This is a genomic window from Specibacter sp. NPDC078709 (genome assembly GCF_040686795.1).
GTDB lineage: Bacteria > Actinomycetota > Actinomycetes > Actinomycetales > Micrococcaceae > Specibacter.
Genome location: NZ_JBFBLU010000006.1, coordinates 203,552 through 219,761, shown reverse-complemented (window position 1 = coordinate 219,761; position 16,210 = coordinate 203,552). Strand labels below are relative to the sequence as shown.

The 16,210-nt window shown below is 59.3% G+C and carries 17 protein-coding genes; 11 read left to right on the top strand and 6 right to left on the bottom strand.

Annotated elements, in window-relative coordinates; translation table 11 throughout:
- Nucleotides 1–14: 14 nt before the first annotated feature.
- The 3 genes from AB0P14_RS12925 to AB0P14_RS12915 all read left to right on the top strand — a co-directional run bounded on the left by AB0P14_RS12925 (nt 15) and on the right by AB0P14_RS12915 (nt 3,105).
- Nucleotides 15–977, top strand: a complete 963-nt coding sequence (locus tag AB0P14_RS12925) for a 1,4-dihydroxy-2-naphthoyl-CoA synthase (RefSeq protein WP_363842926.1) — start codon at nt 15–17, stop codon at nt 975–977.
- A gap of 12 nt (nt 978–989) precedes the next feature.
- Nucleotides 990–2,132, top strand: coding sequence for an AMP-binding protein (locus tag AB0P14_RS12920; protein WP_363842753.1), 1,143 nt, complete (start codon nt 990–992; stop codon nt 2,130–2,132).
- A 94-nt stretch (nt 2,133–2,226) separates the two neighbouring features.
- Nucleotides 2,227–3,105 (top strand): 1,4-dihydroxy-2-naphthoate polyprenyltransferase, encoded by an 879-nt coding sequence (locus AB0P14_RS12915; RefSeq protein WP_363842751.1) that lies wholly within the window; start codon nt 2,227–2,229, stop codon nt 3,103–3,105.
- A gap of 69 nt (nt 3,106–3,174) precedes the next feature.
- Here the strand turns inward: AB0P14_RS12915 and AB0P14_RS12910 are convergent, their stop codons facing one another.
- Nucleotides 3,175–3,534: a DUF4229 domain-containing protein gene (locus tag AB0P14_RS12910; protein WP_363842749.1), complete on the bottom strand. Its 360-nt coding sequence runs from the start codon at nt 3,532–3,534 to the stop codon at nt 3,175–3,177.
- Between the two features lie 82 nt (nt 3,535–3,616).
- On the opposite strand from AB0P14_RS12910, the gene AB0P14_RS12905 reads away from it, so the two are divergent.
- The 5 genes from AB0P14_RS12905 to ugpC all read left to right on the top strand — a co-directional run bounded on the left by AB0P14_RS12905 (nt 3,617) and on the right by ugpC (nt 8,608).
- Nucleotides 3,617–4,042 (top strand): PLD nuclease N-terminal domain-containing protein, encoded by a 426-nt coding sequence (locus AB0P14_RS12905; protein WP_363842747.1) that lies wholly within the window; start codon nt 3,617–3,619, stop codon nt 4,040–4,042.
- Nucleotides 4,043–4,275: 233 nt separating this feature from the next.
- Nucleotides 4,276–5,523: an extracellular solute-binding protein gene (locus tag AB0P14_RS12900; RefSeq protein WP_363842923.1), complete on the top strand. Its 1,248-nt coding sequence runs from the start codon at nt 4,276–4,278 to the stop codon at nt 5,521–5,523.
- A gap of 8 nt (nt 5,524–5,531) precedes the next feature.
- Nucleotides 5,532–6,488, top strand: coding sequence for a sugar ABC transporter permease (locus AB0P14_RS12895; protein WP_363842920.1), 957 nt, complete (start codon nt 5,532–5,534; stop codon nt 6,486–6,488).
- Entirely contained in the window at nt 6,485–7,327 is an 843-nt protein-coding gene (locus AB0P14_RS12890) for a carbohydrate ABC transporter permease (RefSeq protein ID WP_363842745.1), read from the top strand. The genes AB0P14_RS12895 and AB0P14_RS12890 overlap by 4 nt, the downstream gene beginning before the upstream one ends.
- A 30-nt stretch (nt 7,328–7,357) precedes the next feature.
- On the top strand, nt 7,358–8,608 hold the full coding sequence (gene ugpC, locus AB0P14_RS12885) for a sn-glycerol-3-phosphate ABC transporter ATP-binding protein UgpC (RefSeq protein ID WP_363842743.1): 1,251 nt from the start codon (nt 7,358–7,360) through the stop codon (nt 8,606–8,608).
- 120 nt (nt 8,609–8,728) lie between these two features.
- On the opposite strand, the gene AB0P14_RS12880 is transcribed toward ugpC, so the two are convergent.
- The 5 genes from AB0P14_RS12880 to AB0P14_RS12860 form a co-directional block, all read right to left on the bottom strand.
- Nucleotides 8,729–8,968 carry a hypothetical protein gene (locus AB0P14_RS12880; protein ID WP_363842740.1) on the bottom strand — a complete coding sequence of 80 codons (240 nt, stop codon included), beginning with the start codon at nt 8,966–8,968 and terminating at the stop codon, nt 8,729–8,731.
- A 107-nt stretch (nt 8,969–9,075) separates the two neighbouring features.
- Nucleotides 9,076–9,879 (bottom strand): TM2 domain-containing protein, encoded by an 804-nt coding sequence (locus AB0P14_RS12875; RefSeq protein ID WP_363842737.1) that lies wholly within the window; start codon nt 9,877–9,879, stop codon nt 9,076–9,078.
- A gap of 94 nt (nt 9,880–9,973) precedes the next feature.
- Nucleotides 9,974–10,168, bottom strand: coding sequence for a hypothetical protein (locus AB0P14_RS12870; protein WP_363842734.1), 195 nt, complete (start codon nt 10,166–10,168; stop codon nt 9,974–9,976).
- A 39-nt stretch (nt 10,169–10,207) separates the two neighbouring features.
- Nucleotides 10,208–10,564 (bottom strand): hypothetical protein, encoded by a 357-nt coding sequence (locus tag AB0P14_RS12865; RefSeq protein WP_363842732.1) that lies wholly within the window; start codon nt 10,562–10,564, stop codon nt 10,208–10,210.
- Nucleotides 10,565–10,590: 26 nt separating this feature from the next.
- A complete protein-coding gene (locus tag AB0P14_RS12860; RefSeq protein ID WP_363842730.1) occupies nt 10,591–11,064 on the bottom strand; it encodes a hypothetical protein in 474 nt (157 codons plus the stop codon).
- Nucleotides 11,065–11,302: 238 nt separating this feature from the next.
- Between AB0P14_RS12860 and AB0P14_RS12855 the strand changes: the two genes are divergently transcribed.
- The 3 genes from AB0P14_RS12855 to AB0P14_RS12845 are packed head-to-tail and all read left to right on the top strand — an operon-like array spanning nt 11,303 to nt 16,196.
- Nucleotides 11,303–13,363: a hypothetical protein gene (locus AB0P14_RS12855; protein ID WP_363842727.1), complete on the top strand. Its 2,061-nt coding sequence runs from the start codon at nt 11,303–11,305 to the stop codon at nt 13,361–13,363.
- A 41-nt stretch (nt 13,364–13,404) separates the two neighbouring features.
- A complete protein-coding gene (locus tag AB0P14_RS12850) occupies nt 13,405–15,030 on the top strand; it encodes a class I SAM-dependent DNA methyltransferase (RefSeq protein ID WP_363842918.1) in 1,626 nt (541 codons plus the stop codon).
- Complete coding sequence (locus AB0P14_RS12845) at nt 15,027–16,196, top strand: restriction endonuclease subunit S (protein WP_363842724.1); 1,170 nt, start codon at nt 15,027–15,029, stop codon at nt 16,194–16,196. The genes AB0P14_RS12850 and AB0P14_RS12845 overlap by 4 nt, the downstream gene beginning before the upstream one ends.
- The last annotated feature ends 14 nt before the right edge of the window (nt 16,197–16,210 follow it).

Genomic DNA, 16,210 nt, shown 5'->3' with positions numbered 1-16,210 from the left:
CCCTGCCAGCTAAGATCGTTAGCGTGAACGCAACGAATCTTCCTCCCCAGGTATCTGACATCTTCGATCCCACCCGCTGGCGCGTGGTTGAGGGCTTCGACTTCACCGACATGAGCTACCACCGCCAGGTGGAACGGAACGAGGAAGGCGAGATCCTCAAGGATCTCCCCACCGTCCGCATCGCCTTCAACCGCCCGGAAGTACGCAATGCGTTCCGCCCCGGCACCGTTGATGAGTTGTACCGCGCCATGGATCACGCCCGCATGACCCCGGATGTGGCCACCGTACTGCTGACCGGCAACGGCCCCTCCCCCAAGGACGGCGGCCACTCCTTCTGCTCCGGCGGCGATCAGCGCATCCGCGGTCGCGACGGCTACCGGTACGCAGAGGGCGAAACCAAGGAAACCATTGATCCGGCCCGCGCCGGGCGCCTCCATATTCTGGAAGTTCAGCGCCTCATGCGCACCATGCCCAAGGTGGTCATTGCCGTGGTCAACGGCTGGGCAGCGGGCGGCGGCCATTCCCTCCACGTGGTCTCTGATTTGACCATCGCCTCTCGCGAACACGGCAAGTTCAAGCAGACGGACGCCACCGTGGGAAGTTTCGACGCCGGATACGGCTCGGCTTTGCTGGCCCGCCAGATCGGTCAGAAGAAAGCTCGGGAAATCTTCTTCCTAGCCCGTGAATACTCGGCCGAGGATATGGTCGCCATGGGTGCCGTCAACGAGGCCGTGGACCACAAAGACCTAGAAAACGTGGCCCTGGAATACGCGGCAGATATTGCCCGTCAGTCCCCGCAGGCCATCCGCATGCTCAAGTTCGCCTTCAACCTGGCCGACGACGGCCTCGCCGGCCAGCAGGTCTTCGCCGGCGAAGCCACCCGCCTGGCCTACATGACCGATGAAGCCGTGGAGGGCAAGGAAGCGTTCTTGGAAAAACGCGATCCCGACTGGTCCTCCTTCCCCTACTACTTCTAACTACAGGCGAACATGTTCATCGAACCCCTCCTCAAGGCCCTCTCCGAAGCACTCGCAGGCGAAGGCCCCGCAGTCCAGATCGCCCCTGACGGTAGCTTCACGCTCATCCCCCAAAGCGAGCTGGGACTCGCCGAAGGAAGCGAAACCGAGATTGCCGCCGTCGTACTTACCTCGGGGAGCACGGGCACACCCAAGCGGACCATGCTCAGCGTTGAGGCGCTGGCGGCGTCGTCAGTGGGCACGGCGCTGACACTGCAGGGTGAGGGCCAGTGGCTGCTCGCGCTGCCCATGAATTACGTAGCCGGGCTGCAGGTTCTGGTGCGCAGCCTGTTCGCCGGAACGCGCCCGTGGGCCATGGATCTGAGCGGCGGATTCACCCCCGAAGCGTTCACCGAGGCCGCCCTTGAGCTGACCGACAAGATGCGTTTCACCTCGCTGGTCCCCACGCAGCTCAGCCGCCTGCTGAGGAATCCGAGCGCCGAAACGCTGACCGTGTTGCGCCGTTTCAACGCGATCCTGCTCGGCGGCGGGCCCATCAACCCCGTGCTGCTCGAGGCCGCGCGCGGTGCCGGGCTGAACGTGGTCACCACCTACGGCATGTCCGAGACGTGCGGCGGTTGCGTGTACGACGGCGTCCCGCTCGAGGGCGTGCGCGTCGCCATCCGCGAGGGCCGGGTCTGGCTCGGCGGGGAGGTGGTGGCGGCCGGATACCTGGGCGATGCCGCGCTCACCGAGGCGTCTTTCTCCGAGGAAGAGGACGACGGCGAGATGGTGCGTTGGTATAAAAGCGGCGACTTGGGCGAGCTGGATGGTGAGGGACGGCTGCGGGTGCTTGGCCGCGTTGACGACGTGATCATCACCGGCGGGCTGAAGGTTTCTGCCGGTGCCGTGACCGATGGTTTGCACCGGGTACAGGGCGTTCGCGAGGCGTTTGTGCTTCCTGTTCCGTCCGCGGAGTGGGGACAGCAGGTGGCCGCTATGGTGGTTGGCTCGTGCACCGAGGCCGAACTGCTGGCCGCGGCCGGCACCCTGATGGAGCCGCATCTTCTCCCTAAGACTGTGGTGTTCGTCTCCGAGTTGCCACTGCTGCCCAATGGAAAGCCTGATAGGACGGCAATTTTGGCGGCATTGCTCGGTGCTGCGCAAGCAGTCTGAGTTAAGAAAAGGGGCAGAATAAGCCTTAGCCCCAGTCTCTGGGCCGCCATCATCTTGTTCGCTAACGTTTTACGAGTTCTAAAGGAGTACCGCTGTGGCCACTGTGGGTCAATGGATTGCCGGAGCCCGCCTGAGGACCCTTCCCATGGCAGTGGCTCCAGTCATCATCGGTACGGCTGCAGCCTACGATCTTGGTGGGCTGAATTGGGGGCGCGCAATTTTGGCGATGCTGGTCGCCTTGCTCCTGCAGATTGGCGTGAACTACGCCAACGACTACTCCGACGGCATCCGCGGCACCGACGAGGTCAGGGTTGGCCCGCTGCGCTTGGTGGGTAGCGGTGTGGCGAAACCTTCGCACGTGAAAATGGCGGCATTCACCATGTTTGGTCTGGCCATGCTGGCCGGTCTGGGCTTGGTCCTCGCCTCCAGCGCGTGGTGGCTGCTTCTGGTGGGCGCCGGTGCGGTGCTCGCTGCGTGGGGCTACACCGGTGGGAAGAATCCCTACGGCTACATGGGGCTGGGTGATGTCTTTGTGTTTGTCTTCTTTGGCCCCGTGGCAACCCTGGGCACCACCTTCACCCAGGCCGGGCAGGTGAGCGCGGCGGCAGTGTTGGGTTCCATCGCAACGGGACTGATCGCCGTCGCACTTTTGATGGCCAACAATGTCCGTGACATTCCCACCGACACCGAAGTGGGCAAACGGACCCTCGCCGTGCGGTTGGGAGATAAGAACGCCCGGCTCAGCTACGTGGTGATGCTCGCGCTGTCTGTGGGCCTGATGATGTTCCTGGTGCCGAGCAAGCCGTGGATTTTGCTGCTCCTGCTGCTGGTGCCGGCCATGCTGATGCCCAGCTGGCTGATGCTCAAGGGCAAGAAGCGCAAGTCCCTGATCCCAGTGCTGCAGCAAACGGGACTGCTCAACCTCGGATTCAGCGTACTTTTTGCCGTAGCCATGGTGATGACCGCGCTCTAGAGCCGACATTCCGAGCCGAGCGAGTCGGGGCCGAGTGAGTCGGGGCCGGTCGAATAGGGGCCTGGCGGATCAGGCCTGCTCGGCGCCTTCGGGCTTGCTCAGGTTGACGCTGTTCAAGTGGGCGCTGCCGGACTTGCGGTCGGCGTCGATCCAGATGTCGGGGTTCTCATCGATGAGAGCGTCTTCGGCGTCGGCGTCGGCCATGGCCCCGGAAGACTGGGTTGTTGTGGCGTTCGGGGCGAAGGTCTTGGCAACCACTGCGGTTGCGCCGGCGCGCTGCTTACGCAGGAAAATGAAGCTGACCACGAAGGCGCACAGGGCAGCGATCAGGGCCGCGGTGAGCGGGGTGAAGTTCAGCGCCATGTAGGCGATGAGGAAGAACGCCATAAAGAGCACGCCGCGGATCAGGGAGTATTTGAAGAAAGCCACGGACCAAGTTTAGCGGTTGAAGCTGGGCGTCTGCCCTACGCCTGCCAGGGTGCTGATTTTTCTCACAACGGTAGAATGAAGTATGCGCTATATCATTCCAGTGACCATAGGTGTTGTCCTGTTTGTGTACGGACTCATTGACTGCATCCGCAGTGAAGCCCGCGACGTACGCAGCATCCCTAAGCCTGCGTGGATTCTGGTGATCATCTTCTTGAACGTCATCGGCGTGGGGCTGTGGTTCCTCTTCGGGCGCCCGCAGTATGCCGCTTCGGGCTCGGGCAGTTCCTCCTCGTTTGGCCCTTCCGCCGCCGGTCCGCGTCGGCCCGCCGCTACCGGTAGTCAGCAACGTTCAACCGCGCCCGACGACGACCCCGAGTTCCTGCGCAATCTGGCGGTTAACAGGGCTCAGAAGCTGGAAGCCGATAGGCTCCGTAAGCTCAAAGCCGATTTGGACGCCCGCGAAGCCAAACTCCGCGAAGAGCACCCGAACGACGAAACGAAGAATTAGTCTCTAGGATCCCTGCGCACCAACTAAAGGGCTAAATTCCACGCCCTCCCATGGTCAAGCACCCTCCCCGCGGCTATGGTGGAAATCACAGTCGGCTGCTATTCCGCCAAGGAAGCTCAGCCGATGGCTACGTTGGGAGGGAACGTAATATGCCACGAACTAGTGCCATCAACATCCGTGCAAGCGGGAAAAGGAAACGGCTCAGACACTGGGCCTCCATCGTGGCGCTGGGGATGGGCCTAACGATTTTGCCCGGCTGTGCCGCCTCTGATGGCGTTCCCACCCTGACCTGGTACATCAATCCTGACGACGGCGGCCAAGCGAACCTGGCCCAGGTATGCACCACGGCGGCCGAGGGCGCCTACCGGATCGAAACCTCTCTGCTACCCAAGGATGCGGCCGCCCAGCGTGAGCAGTTGGCCCGCAGGCTTGCTGCCGGCGATTCTTCGCTGGACATCATGAGCATCGATCCCCCCTTCATTCCCGAACTTGCCGAGCCTGGCTTTCTGGCTCCGGTGCCCGCAGACGTGGCAGAGCGGACCAGTAAGAACGTTCTGGACGGTGCACTGGCAGGGGCAACCTGGAAAGACCAGCTGGTGACGGTTCCCTTCTGGGCTAACACCCAAATCCTCTGGTACCGGAAATCCGTGGCGAAAGCCGCTGGCCTGGATATGACAAAACCGGTGACGTGGGATCAGCTGATGGAAGCAACTCAGGAGCAAGGCAAATACCTCGGCGTCCAAGGCGCCCAAGCCGAGTCCATGACCGTATGGATCAACGCCCTCATCGAGTCCGCCGGCGGGCATATTCTACTGAACCCGGGAGCCCGGGCTGATGAGATCAAGCTCGGGCTGACCTCTCCCGCAGGCGAGAAGACCGCCGCAATTATTGGCACTATCGGCAAGAAGAATCTTGGCGGTCCTGGCCTGCCCACCTCAACGGAAAATGACTCCATGATTCTTTTCCAAGGGGACAAGGGTTCCTTCATGGTCAATTATCCGTTTGTCTGGCCGGCAACTAATGCGGCTGTGAAGGCAGGAAGCGTTAGCCAGGACGTCCTCGATGACATTGGCTGGACGCTTTACCCTCGCGTTGATGCGGATACTGATACTGCTCCTCCTCTGGGCGGGATCAATTTGGGCGTGGGCTCCAAGAGCCAGCATCAAGATCTGGCCTACAAGGCCATCGAGTGCATCACCTCTCCGGAGAATCAGGCCACCTACTTTGTGACCAACGGCAACCCGCCGTCAAATTCCACGGCATATGACGATCCGCGGGTGGAGAAGCAATTCCCCATGGCTCCGACGATCCGAGAATCACTGAAGCTCGCAGCACCCCGGCCACAGACGCCGTTCTACAACGAAATCTCCACGGGATTGCAGCAGCGTTGGACTCCACCGTCAGCGGTAGATCCCGCAACCACTCCACAGAATTCCCAAGACTTCATCCTTGCTGTACTTAGGGGGGACAGGCTGCTGTGAGCACCTCAATCAAAGCGTCCACGGACGCACCAGCAACTCGAGCGCAGCGCCGGCGTCCGCATCTGAGCGACCGGGCCAAGTCTGAGCGCAGACTGGGCTGGTATCTGGCCGGGCCTGCCTTCATTGTGATGCTGGCCGTAACCCTTTATCCCATCCTGCAGGCCTTTTGGGACTCGCTGTTTTCCCTGCGGCTGACAGCTCCTGACGACAAGGCGTTCATTTGGTTCGCCAACTACGTGACCGTTCTCGCCGATCCTGTCTGGTGGCGAGACTTGGGCGTCACGGTCATCATCACCGTTGTCACTGTGGTGATTGAGCTAATTCTGGGCTTCGCCCTGGCGTTGGTGATGGACAAGGCGATCAAATCCCTGCGGGGTCTGTTGCGTACAGCCATTTTGGTTCCCTACGGAATCATTACCGTGGTCTCCGCCTACGCATGGTTCTACGCATTCGATATCAACTCCGGCTACGTCAACCATTGGTTCAGCTGGATCCCAGGGATTAGCACGGACCTGAACTGGTTCGCCGAATTCTGGCCGTCGCTCTTTGTCATCATGGCCTCGGAGATCTGGAAAACCACTCCCTTCATTTCTCTGTTGTTGCTGGCTGGCTTGGCGCAGGTGCCTGGCGAACTCACAGAAGCAGCCCAGGTGGATGGAGCCACCTGGTGGGAACGCTTTCGGAAGGTCATTGTGCCCAACATGAAGGCGGCCATTATGGTTGCCGTTCTGTTCCGCACCTTGGATGCCTTCAGAATCTTTGACAATGTCTTCATCATGACCAACGGGGCCCACGGCACCGAGGTGCTGTCACTGCTGGCTTACCGTACGTCCATTTCCCGGCTGGAAATTGGGCTCGGCTCAGCTATCTCGGTGCTCTTGTTTGTGTGCGTGCTGATCATTTGTTTTGTTGCCATCAAACTTTTCAAGGTGGATCTCGCCGGAACGCAGGGAGGTAAGTCATGACCAGCGGAAAGCAAAAGATCACTTGGGCGGGTATCGCCATCTTGGTGCTGATTTACGCGCTTTTTCCCGTGGCATCGATTCTCTCCACATCGTTCAAGGCACCCAGCGACCTCACCTCAGGAAAATTCCTGCCCAGCTCCGGTGCTGGCACCTTGGAGAACTACGAGCAGATATTAGTCGGCGATGCCCAGGGACTTTTCCTCTCGGCATTGCGCAACTCGATCGGGATCGCACTGATCGCAACTTTCATCGCGGTGGTGCTAGCCACCTTGTGCGCCTACGCCATTGCCAGACTAGATTTCCCTGGCAAGAAAATTGTGCTGACGACGGCGCTGGCTGTCTCGATCTTCCCTGTCATCTCCATCGTCACACCACTGTTCAACCTGTGGCGCAACATTGGCCTCTATGACACGTGGCTCGGATTGATCATTCCGTATCTCTCACTGACACTGCCCATCTCGATCTGGACGCTGGCGGCATTCTTCCGCCAGATTCCGTGGGAACTTGAACAGGCGGCTCAGGTGGATGGAGCCACTACATGGCAGGCCTTCCGCAAGGCGATTGTGCCACTGGCTGCACCTGGGGTCTTCACCACGGCGATCATTGCGTTTTTCATCGCCTGGAATGACTTTGTGTACGGCATTTCCCTCACCTCTACTGAAAGCGCACGAACAGTGCCGGCGGCTCTGGCGTTCTTCACCGGCGCATCCCAGTTTGAAGCGCCAACGGGCGCCATCTCTGCTGCGGCCATCATCGTGACGATTCCCGTGGTCCTGTTGGTCTTGCTTTTCCAACGCCAAATTGTCTCGGGCTTGACCCAGGGCGCCGTCAAGGGCTGAAACCTTTACTCACAGAATAGGATCGCGAGCATGGCTGCTATCACCCTCAAGAACATCGTCAAGAAGTACGGGGACGGCTTTCCGGCAGTTAACGATGTCAGCATTGACATCGCCGATGGTGAATTCGTCATCTTGGTAGGCCCCTCGGGTTGCGGTAAATCCACCATCTTGCGCATGATCGTGGGCTTGGAGGACATTACCTCCGGAGAATTGCTGATTGGCGGGCAACGTGCCAATGACAAGGCTCCCCGAGACCGAAATCTTGCCATGGTCTTCCAGAACTATGCCTTGTACCCACACCTCACGGTGTTTGAGAATATTGCGTTCCCTTTGCGCTTGGCTAAGGGAAAACACCAGGAAGAGGATGTCCAGCGGCTGGTCACAGAAGCCGCGGCCATGCTGGAACTCACAGATCACCTTCAACGTAAACCGGCCAACCTATCCGGCGGGCAGCGTCAGCGGGTGGCTATGGGCCGGGCCATTGTTCGTCAGGCGGATGCGTTTCTCTTTGATGAGCCCCTTTCAAACCTGGATGCAAAGTTGCGCGGTCAGATGCGTTCAGAAATTTCTCAGATGCAGCGCCGGCTAGCCACTACTTCTGTCTATGTCACGCACGATCAAACCGAGGCTATGACACTCGGTGACAGAGTCGCTGTGCTCAAGAAGGGTGAACTGCAGCAGATCGCTTCACCACGCGAGCTCTACGAGCAGCCGGTGAACTTGTTCGTGGCAGGATTCATTGGTTCCCCCTCGATGAACTTCCTGCCGGCCAGCCTCGAGGGGAACATCCTGAGCACAGCCATCGGAGACATTGAAATCTCTCCCGAGAAAGCAGACAAGGCCAGAGACCGTCCGGTGATACTGGTGGGTGTGCGTCCAGAGTTCTTTGAGGACGCTTCTTTAGTAGAGGAGCACAAACTTCATCACGGTTCCACCTTCACAGCTGAGTTGACCCACACCGAGTGGCTGGGCAACGAACAGTACGGCTACATCAATTTCGATCCGGCCCCGGAAGTCCGCGAAATGCTCAACAGCTTGGCCCGAGATATGGACGCCGATGAGCTGCGACCGCAAGTTGTGGTGACCTTGGATGCCGCCAGTAAGATCCGCGGTGGCCGTCCGGCCGAGCTCTGGTTGGACACCCGCCGCTTGCACCTCTTTGACCCCAAGACTGGGGAAAACCTGACTCTGGACGCGGAAGAGGGCGCCCGCTTGACGGCAGAAGCCAATGCTGAACGAGCCGAGGAAATTGAGTCTGCAAGGCAAGTCGCCGCACACTGAAATATCCAGGATCCGCAATATCTAGGCTCTGAAGTATTTGCGTCATTCGCGACGAACCCCGGCACGGCATGAATGCCGGGGTTCGTAGTGATTAGAGGTGCCTTCTACCGTCTATCACCCTCAACTCTCGTTGCAGCCGAGTCCTGCGATATTTGGCTGCGCACCGTGGCTGGAATCGTTCGACAGTGGAAGTAGCGGGACCGGAAACAACAATCGCCACGGCACAGGATGCCCACCTACCGTAACGGCCGCAGTCTCAGCAGATGCGCTCCCATGCCTGGCTGCAGAATCACGCTCGGTTTCAGCATGATCGTTGTCCAGACCCTGCTCATCATTGGGGATGTTTTCTGATGCATTCATGGGATTATTTGCCTGCCGTTTCTATGATGATGTTCAGCCTGTTATCCATGTCCATCGACGACTGGAGGATGTCACGCCCGGCGCAGCCACCTTTGTGCGTTCTGGTGCTACTTCTTTTCTTCGATCTTCACGGTCCAGGAATCAAGGTTGCCGGCCTTGACGTCCAGAAAGTAGTTGCCGGCCTTCTTGTGGATGGCCGTGGTGTTGCTCTCCGGCTTGGATGCCATGACAACCGGAATGCCGCCGTCAACCATGATGTCGGTGCCTTCCTTCTCCAAGTAGATGGCGGCGATTGCCATCTCCGGGTCTGATCCGATGAACTCGTAAACCAATCGGGTTTCCTTGCCGGAGAGTGCAAAGACTTGGCTGGCCTGGTCCGCGGTGCCGTTCAGTGCGGCAATTTCAACCCAGGTTGCTTCGGCGGGCTTTTCAGCCGGCTTCTCAGCTGCTTTCTCAACCGGCTTCTCGGCGGCCGGAGCTTCGGCAACCGGTGCGGCGGGAGCCTCGGCAACCGGTACTGCAGGAGCCTCGATGCCCGATTCGACAACGGCTTTGGTCCCTGACGATGCAGCCGAGGCTCCGCCAATGCCACCTACCAGCAGCAGGACCGCAGTGACCGCAATGGCCACAATCTTGTTCTTGGAGTACCCGGCCAGTGCATTGTCGGCCTTGTCCGTCTGCTTTCCGGCCAAGGTGATGATCAGATCGTTCAGCGCCCAGACACCGAGTCCACCCAGGGTGAACAGCTTCAGCAGACCCGTGCCAACCTTGCCCAGGTAGAAGCGGTCCACACCCCAGTAGCCAAGGAACAAGGAGAGCAACCAGGTCACCATAAATGACTTGGATCCCTCGTGCTGAACAGGAGTGAACGGTGCCTGCTGCGCTTCTTTGGTGTAGCTTTCGTGCTGCATGATGTTTCCTTTCGGGCAGAGCAAAGCTGCCGGTTATGGGTGTTTCATTTGATGGTTGTGCAACCGCGTAGTGTGCGGCCGTTGCGCTAAGGAGTTATTGCTTGGTCCAGGAACCACAGCGTGAGGACTTGAAATCTTGTCCCGCAGCTAGGGTTACGGCGGGAAGGCCACCACCGGGGATGTCGTTGTTGATGATGTCGTCGCCATTGGTACCACTGGCAAGGATTGCCCAATAGCAAGATGAGCCAACACTGCTATTGGATTTGTAGCTTCCGGATTCAATATCCACCCCAACAACCCAGGTGCCATCGGTGATGGTGTTGGCTTCCTACTTCTTCTCCACTTCCGTCACTGCCGATTCGCGTTTCTTGAGTTCTTCCTCGACCTTTTTCACCGCCGCCTCACGGAGCAGAAGGGCGTCATCCTGCTCCACGGCCGCCGATCTGATGGCGGCAACCTCGCCCTGGAGTTCTTCCAGCTGGCCCCTAAAGCTGTCGCGGTCGGTCGCGGCCTTTTGACCAGTGGCTTCGAGGGCGGCGTACTCTTCGCTCACCGTAGGATCGGCGGTCATGGCGGCAGTGAGAAATCCCCCACCAAAAAGCAGTACGACGGCGAGCGCCACGGCCACCGCTTTTACGCCACGGCGCTTGGGTTTATCTGTGCCGATTGCTTCGGTATTACGCATGAGATTCTCCTGACTGGTTAGAGCAGTTACTTGGCCGCGGTTTCCACAATGATGTTGAGCCCGTCGTCCGGATGGTAGGTCCAGGACGCGGTGTACCCAGACCATTCGGTGCTCTGGGTCCCATCAAGGGCTCGCGTTGATTCCAGCTTCGTGAAGATGCTTTCGGGTGCATCCAGTTCGCTGAGGACGCAGACCACGGCCGCAACATCAGTGCCGGTGCTCTCTTCGCCGCTGGTCTGCAGGTTCAGGCTCTTGCCGTTGTCCAATACGTCAACGCCGGTGGCGTCCACAACCGAACACTTCTCAAGAGCAGCCGGAATGGCGTTGGAGCTCGCCAGGGCATCACCCAGAGCAGCGCCACCGGCGGCGAGCAACAAGCCCGCTACCAGGCCAATCGACAATCCGCCCAGTCCGAAGTAAAGGTGTTTGCGGCCCTTGACCTGCGGGGCACGAACGTCTGGGCCAATCGATGAAACTTCCGGCGCTGCGGGATTTGTCATGCTCACTCCTGATGGTGGTCTTTTACTGCGACATCTAAGGAATTGCGGGCTGCCCCCAATGGCCAGCCCAGAATTCTTCACCACGTCTCAGCACTTGATCTGTGCTCTGGAATGAATCTAAAACGCCCCCGCGTCAGAATCCATGCCAGAGTTGATAACTGGGGTTATCAACATATCCACAGGGTTTGTCCACAATGGTCATAGAATGGACTCCTACCTCAAAGACAAGGAGATCCGCATGACCAAGCAACAAAGACAGCAACTGCAGATCACCTTGTCCCAGATTGCGAATCTGGCTCAGGTCCAGCGCCCGGTAGTGTCCATGTGGCGATCCCGCAGCAAGAACTCAGCAGATCCCTTCCCGGTCTCCATTGGCACTAGTGGCCGCCAGGAACTCTTCAATGCCGCAGAAATAACGGACTGGCTGACCGCCACCGGCCGTGGCAATAATCCCCACGCAGCCGAAGATGCAGCAGCCTTCGCCTCCCCGTTGGGCCAGGACAGCAAGGACACGCATTTCGCCGGCCTCACGGCGCTGATTGCTTTGCGCTGCCTCATGGATATGCCGCTGGGAGGCCATAACGCCGAGGATCTGGTGGATTTCGCCGATGAATACGATCCTGACAATGAGTTTCTCTTCGTCGAGATAGAGAATCTTGGTCCAAATCTGCTCCCACTGGCCACCTACGCGGATCTCCTGACGGACGCCTCCTACACGGCGGCAGCGGCCTTCGAGCAACTGCTCGGGGACAGATTCCGTGCCGGCCCGGCCGTTCAGGCCACGACCATGCTGACCGCCGAAGCTATTGAGTTACTCGCCGCCACTGCGGTGGAATTAACGGCAGGAAGTGAACAGGAACCCGTTTTCACGGACGACGGCGGCAGCGACTTCCTGCTGGCCGTCGCCGACATTTTGGGTGAGGCAGCGCCGGCCACCTTGTGTGTGGGGACTTTGGCTTCCGAATCAGCCCGACTTGCTCGCAGGCGAATGCTGGTGCATGGCCAGACCAAAGAAAATCTGCACGTCACCAACCAGGCCGGCACTGTCCGCGAGCAACAAGTCAAGGTCAGGCTGGCGCAGTTCCCTTCCCCGTCGTTCCCCACCTCGGATGCAGTTGAAGTCTTGACGGCCATCGACAACATCTCCTTGGAGATGACCCACCAGGAGTGTGCCGTTGTTCTGGCCCCAGCACCGATCCTGAGCGATTCCTTACTGCGCACAACTCAGAATCGTGAGGCGGAGGCAATCCGTTCAGACATTCTGCGTTCGGACCGGGTCCGTGCCATAGTCCGTCTGCCACAGGGGATGCTGCCGTCCAGTCCACGTCAGGCTCAGGCGTTGTGGGTGCTGGGTCCCGCGCATGCCGATGTTTCCATTGCCGATAGGTGGACCATGGTGGCCGATCTTTCAGGGCAAGAAATGACAGCCTCTATCAGGGCTGACCTGGTTGGTGATCTCGCCGCGTCGATGGGCAACCGTGATTACGTGTGGGCACACTCATTTAGGTTTGCCCAGATTGTGCGGACGCGCTCCTTGCTGGCCAATCAAGGTTCCTTGACGGCGAAGCTCCCTGCCCAGGAAAAAACCGGACGCCCCGCACAAGCCCCAACGGCCCAATTGATTGATGCCGAGAATCTGCTGGAATCGCTAAGCCAGAGCCCGAGTGCACCACTGAGCATCACGCTAAGCGCCGAAAACCGTACGGAGCTTAGCCCAACAACTGTTGACGCGGCCATTAAGTCCGGTGCCGTGAAATACCTGCCCGGCCATCGCCTTGCTGACGATCATGTTGAAGCGGAGCTCTCCGGGCGCGCCCAGCTCCCCATCATCGGCGTCGAGGAAATCAGCGGAGAATTACCGTGTGAATCACGCAAGATCAGCCAGCTGGTGTTCGCCAACGCCTACCCACAAGGCAGGTTGAGCGAGCCGGGCGACGTCATTTTCGCAACCGGAGCGCACGCCGGCGCCATGGTCGATGAGGTGGGGGCCGCCGTCGTACTTTATCCAGCGAGGATCCTGCGGATCAGCGCAAAGAACGCGAACGGATTGCTTCCGGAGGTTCTGGCGCGTGATTTATCGGACAGGACTGGTGATTGGCGGCAATGCACCGCACGCAGGATGCACGACGGCGCCAAGCCCGCCTTGAGCGCGGCGTTGGCTGCGGTGGCGGCAGAACGTCGGAGGCTGGCGGTACGGTTGCAACAGTTGGATGAGCTTTCCGGGCTGCTCGTTGATGGCGCTGTGCATGGAAGTTTTTCGGTATTGAATTTTGGCATGACTACGGAAGGAACCAGCTAGTGGCTGCGAAGAAGGCAAAGGTTGAGGCACTGCCCTCGACCATGAAGGAACTGAAGGACACGCTGTGGAAGGCCGCGGATAAGTTGCGCGGGTCCATGGATGCCTCGCAGTACAAGGACGTCATCCTGGGGCTCGTGTTCCTGAAGTACGTTTCTGATGCCTTTGATGAGCGCCGCGAGCAGATCCGCACCGAGCTCGTGGCAGAGGGGCTGAATGAGGACCAGATCGGCCAGCTCATCGACGACATCGACGAGTACACAGGCCGTGGCGTGTTCTGGGTTCCGGCCCGGGCACGCTGGACGTACCTGGCGCAGAACGCCAAGGGCACGGTGGCGTCGATGGATGAACATGCCAAGAGCATCGGCGAGCTAATCGACGACGCCATGGTTTACGTCATGGGATCGAACCCCACGCTTGCAGCCACGCTGCCCACAATTTTCAACAAGGACAACATTGATCAGCGCCGCCTGGGCGAGCTGTTGGACCTGTTCAACTCCGCCAAGTTCACGGGCGAAGGCGCTACGAAGGCCCGCGACTTGCTGGGCGAGGTGTACGAGTACTTCCTGGAGAAGTTCGCGCGCGCCGAGGGCAAGCGCGGCGGCGAGTTCTACACGCCAGCCGGCGTGGTCCGCGTGCTGGTGGAAGTTTTGGAACCCACACACGGCCGCGTATACGACCCCGCCTGTGGATCCGGCGGCATGTTCGTACAAGCCGAGAAGTTCCTGGAATCGCACAACAAGGAGGGCTCGGAGATTTCGGTCTACGGGCAGGAATTGAACGAGCGCACCTGGCGCATGGCGAAGATGAACCTTGCCATCCACGGGCTGAACGGCAATCTGGCATCGCGCTGGGGCGATACCTTTGCCCGCGATCAGCACCCGGATATGCAGGCCGATTTCATCATGGCCAACCCCCCATTCAACATCAAGGACTGGGCACGCTCGGAATCGGATCCCCGCTGGAAGTACGGCGTACCCCCGGCCGGCAACGCGAACTATGCGTGGATTCAGCACATCATTTCCAAATTGGCACCGGGTGGTTCGGCCGGCGTGGTCATGGCGAATGGCTCCATGTCCTCCAACTCGGGCGGCGAGGGCGAGATTCGTGCGCAGTTGGTCGAAGCCGATCTGGTGTCCTGCATGATCGCCCTGCCCACGCAGTTGTTCCGCTCCACCGGCATCCCCGTGTGCACGTGGTTCTTTGCGAAGGACAAGACGGCGGGGCCCGCGGGTTCTGTTGACCGCACCGGCCAGGTCTTGTTCATCGATGCCCGGAACTTGGGGCACATGGTGGATAGGGCTGAGCGGGCTCTCTCCGATGAGGACATCGCGAAAATTGCGGGCACGTTCCATGCCTGGCGCGGCACCGCGCCGGTGGTTGAGCCTGTCGAAACCCCGCTGGTCGAGCTTGTCGAGACCAAAGAGCCTGTCGAGACCAAGACATACGAAGACATCCCCGGTTTCTGCAGGTCCGTCACCCTGGCAGAAATCAAAGCCGCAGACTACGCTCTCACCCCAGGCCGCTACGTCGGCGCCGCCGAAGTTGAGGACGACGGCGAGCCTATCGAGGACAAGATCGCCCGGCTCTCTGCGGAGTTGTTTGAGCAGTTCGACGAGTCTGAGCGTCTCGCAGCGGTTGTCCGGGAGCAGCTGGGGAGGGTTTCATGAACGACTGGACAAGGTTGCCTCTCGTCGAGGCGCTAGCTTTCAGGGAAGGCCCAGGCGTCCTAGCAAAAGACTTCCATGACGCTGGAGTGCCTCTGATTCGATTAGCTGGCCTGAAAAATGGAGCTTCGTTGTTGGAAGGTTGTAATTTCCTTGATCCAGATCTGGTCGCCGTCAAATGGAATCACTTCCGATTGGAGCTCGGCGATGTCTTGCTGAGTACGTCTGCATCCCTAGGCGAAGTCTCCACGGTGGACGACTCTGGAGTTGGCGCGATTCCATACACTGGAATTATTGGCTTCCGACCAAACGATGACCGAATCCTGCCTCAATTCATCCCATTCCTGCTCACGGCACCTACATTCAAGGCGCAAATTGAGGCCATGGGTGTCGGAAGCGTGATGAAACACTTTGGACCAAGTCATCTCAAGCACATGACGGTGGATATCCCTCCAATTCGTGATCAGCAGGCCATCGCAGAAGTCCTGGGCACCCTCGACGACAAGATCGCCGCCAACACCAAACTCGCTGCGACTGCCGAGGAACTATCGCATTCGCTGTTTAGGTCTATGCTCGACAAAGATGCTCGTTCTGAACCCCTCTCTGGGACAGCGCAGTTTGTCAACGGAAAGGCCTTCACAAAGAATGCCACCGGAACGGGCCGAGTCGTTATTCGTATCGCCGAGCTGAATTCTGGCATCGGGGGTTCCACCGTTTACAACGACATCGAGGTGGACGAGAAATATCTGGCCGTTCCTGGCAGCATCTTGTTCGCATGGTCTGGCTCATTAACTTTGCATCGTTGGCACAGGTCTGAGGGCATCGTCAATCAGCACATATTCAAGGTCATCCCCTCAGCCGGGTACCCAGACTGGCTCGTTTTTGAACTCCTACGCAAGAAGTTGGACGAATTCAAATCCATTGCCTCAGACAAAGCAACAACGATGGGCCACATCCAACGAAAGCACCTTGACGAACCTGTCCTAGTTCCTTCCTCGGCGACCATCACTGAACGCGGTCCCCTCATGCAGTCACTGTGGCAGCAGAGCCTCAATGCGTCGATGGAGAATGAAACGCTGGCCGCAACCCGCGACGCGCTGCTCCCCCAGCTGATGTCCGGCAAGCTCCGGGTCAGGGATGCCGAATCAGCTGTTTTGACGCTGGTCTAACGGCAACTTCAAGT

Bases quoted from the DNA above. Each gene is read 5' to 3' on its own strand.
- AB0P14_RS12920 (WP_363842753.1), top strand. From the start codon at position 990: ATGTTCATCGAACCCCTCCTCAAGGCCCTCTCCGAAGCACTCGCAGGC.
- AB0P14_RS12905 (WP_363842747.1), top strand. From the start codon at position 3,617: ATGCGCTATATCATTCCAGTGACCATAGGTGTTGTCCTGTTTGTGTAC.
- AB0P14_RS12900 (WP_363842923.1), top strand. From the start codon at position 4,276: ATGGGCCTAACGATTTTGCCCGGCTGTGCCGCCTCTGATGGCGTTCCC.
- AB0P14_RS12890 (WP_363842745.1), top strand. From the start codon at position 6,485: ATGACCAGCGGAAAGCAAAAGATCACTTGGGCGGGTATCGCCATCTTG.
- ugpC (WP_363842743.1), top strand. From the start codon at position 7,358: ATGGCTGCTATCACCCTCAAGAACATCGTCAAGAAGTACGGGGACGGC.
- AB0P14_RS12880 (WP_363842740.1), bottom strand. From the start codon at position 8,968: ATGAATGCATCAGAAAACATCCCCAATGATGAGCAGGGTCTGGACAAC.
- AB0P14_RS12875 (WP_363842737.1), bottom strand. From the start codon at position 9,879: ATGCAGCACGAAAGCTACACCAAAGAAGCGCAGCAGGCACCGTTCACT.
- AB0P14_RS12865 (WP_363842732.1), bottom strand. From the start codon at position 10,564: ATGCGTAATACCGAAGCAATCGGCACAGATAAACCCAAGCGCCGTGGC.
- AB0P14_RS12860 (WP_363842730.1), bottom strand. From the start codon at position 11,064: ATGACAAATCCCGCAGCGCCGGAAGTTTCATCGATTGGCCCAGACGTT.
- AB0P14_RS12855 (WP_363842727.1), top strand. From the start codon at position 11,303: ATGACCAAGCAACAAAGACAGCAACTGCAGATCACCTTGTCCCAGATT.
- AB0P14_RS12850 (WP_363842918.1), top strand. From the start codon at position 13,405: ATGAAGGAACTGAAGGACACGCTGTGGAAGGCCGCGGATAAGTTGCGC.
- AB0P14_RS12845 (WP_363842724.1), top strand. From the start codon at position 15,027: ATGAACGACTGGACAAGGTTGCCTCTCGTCGAGGCGCTAGCTTTCAGG.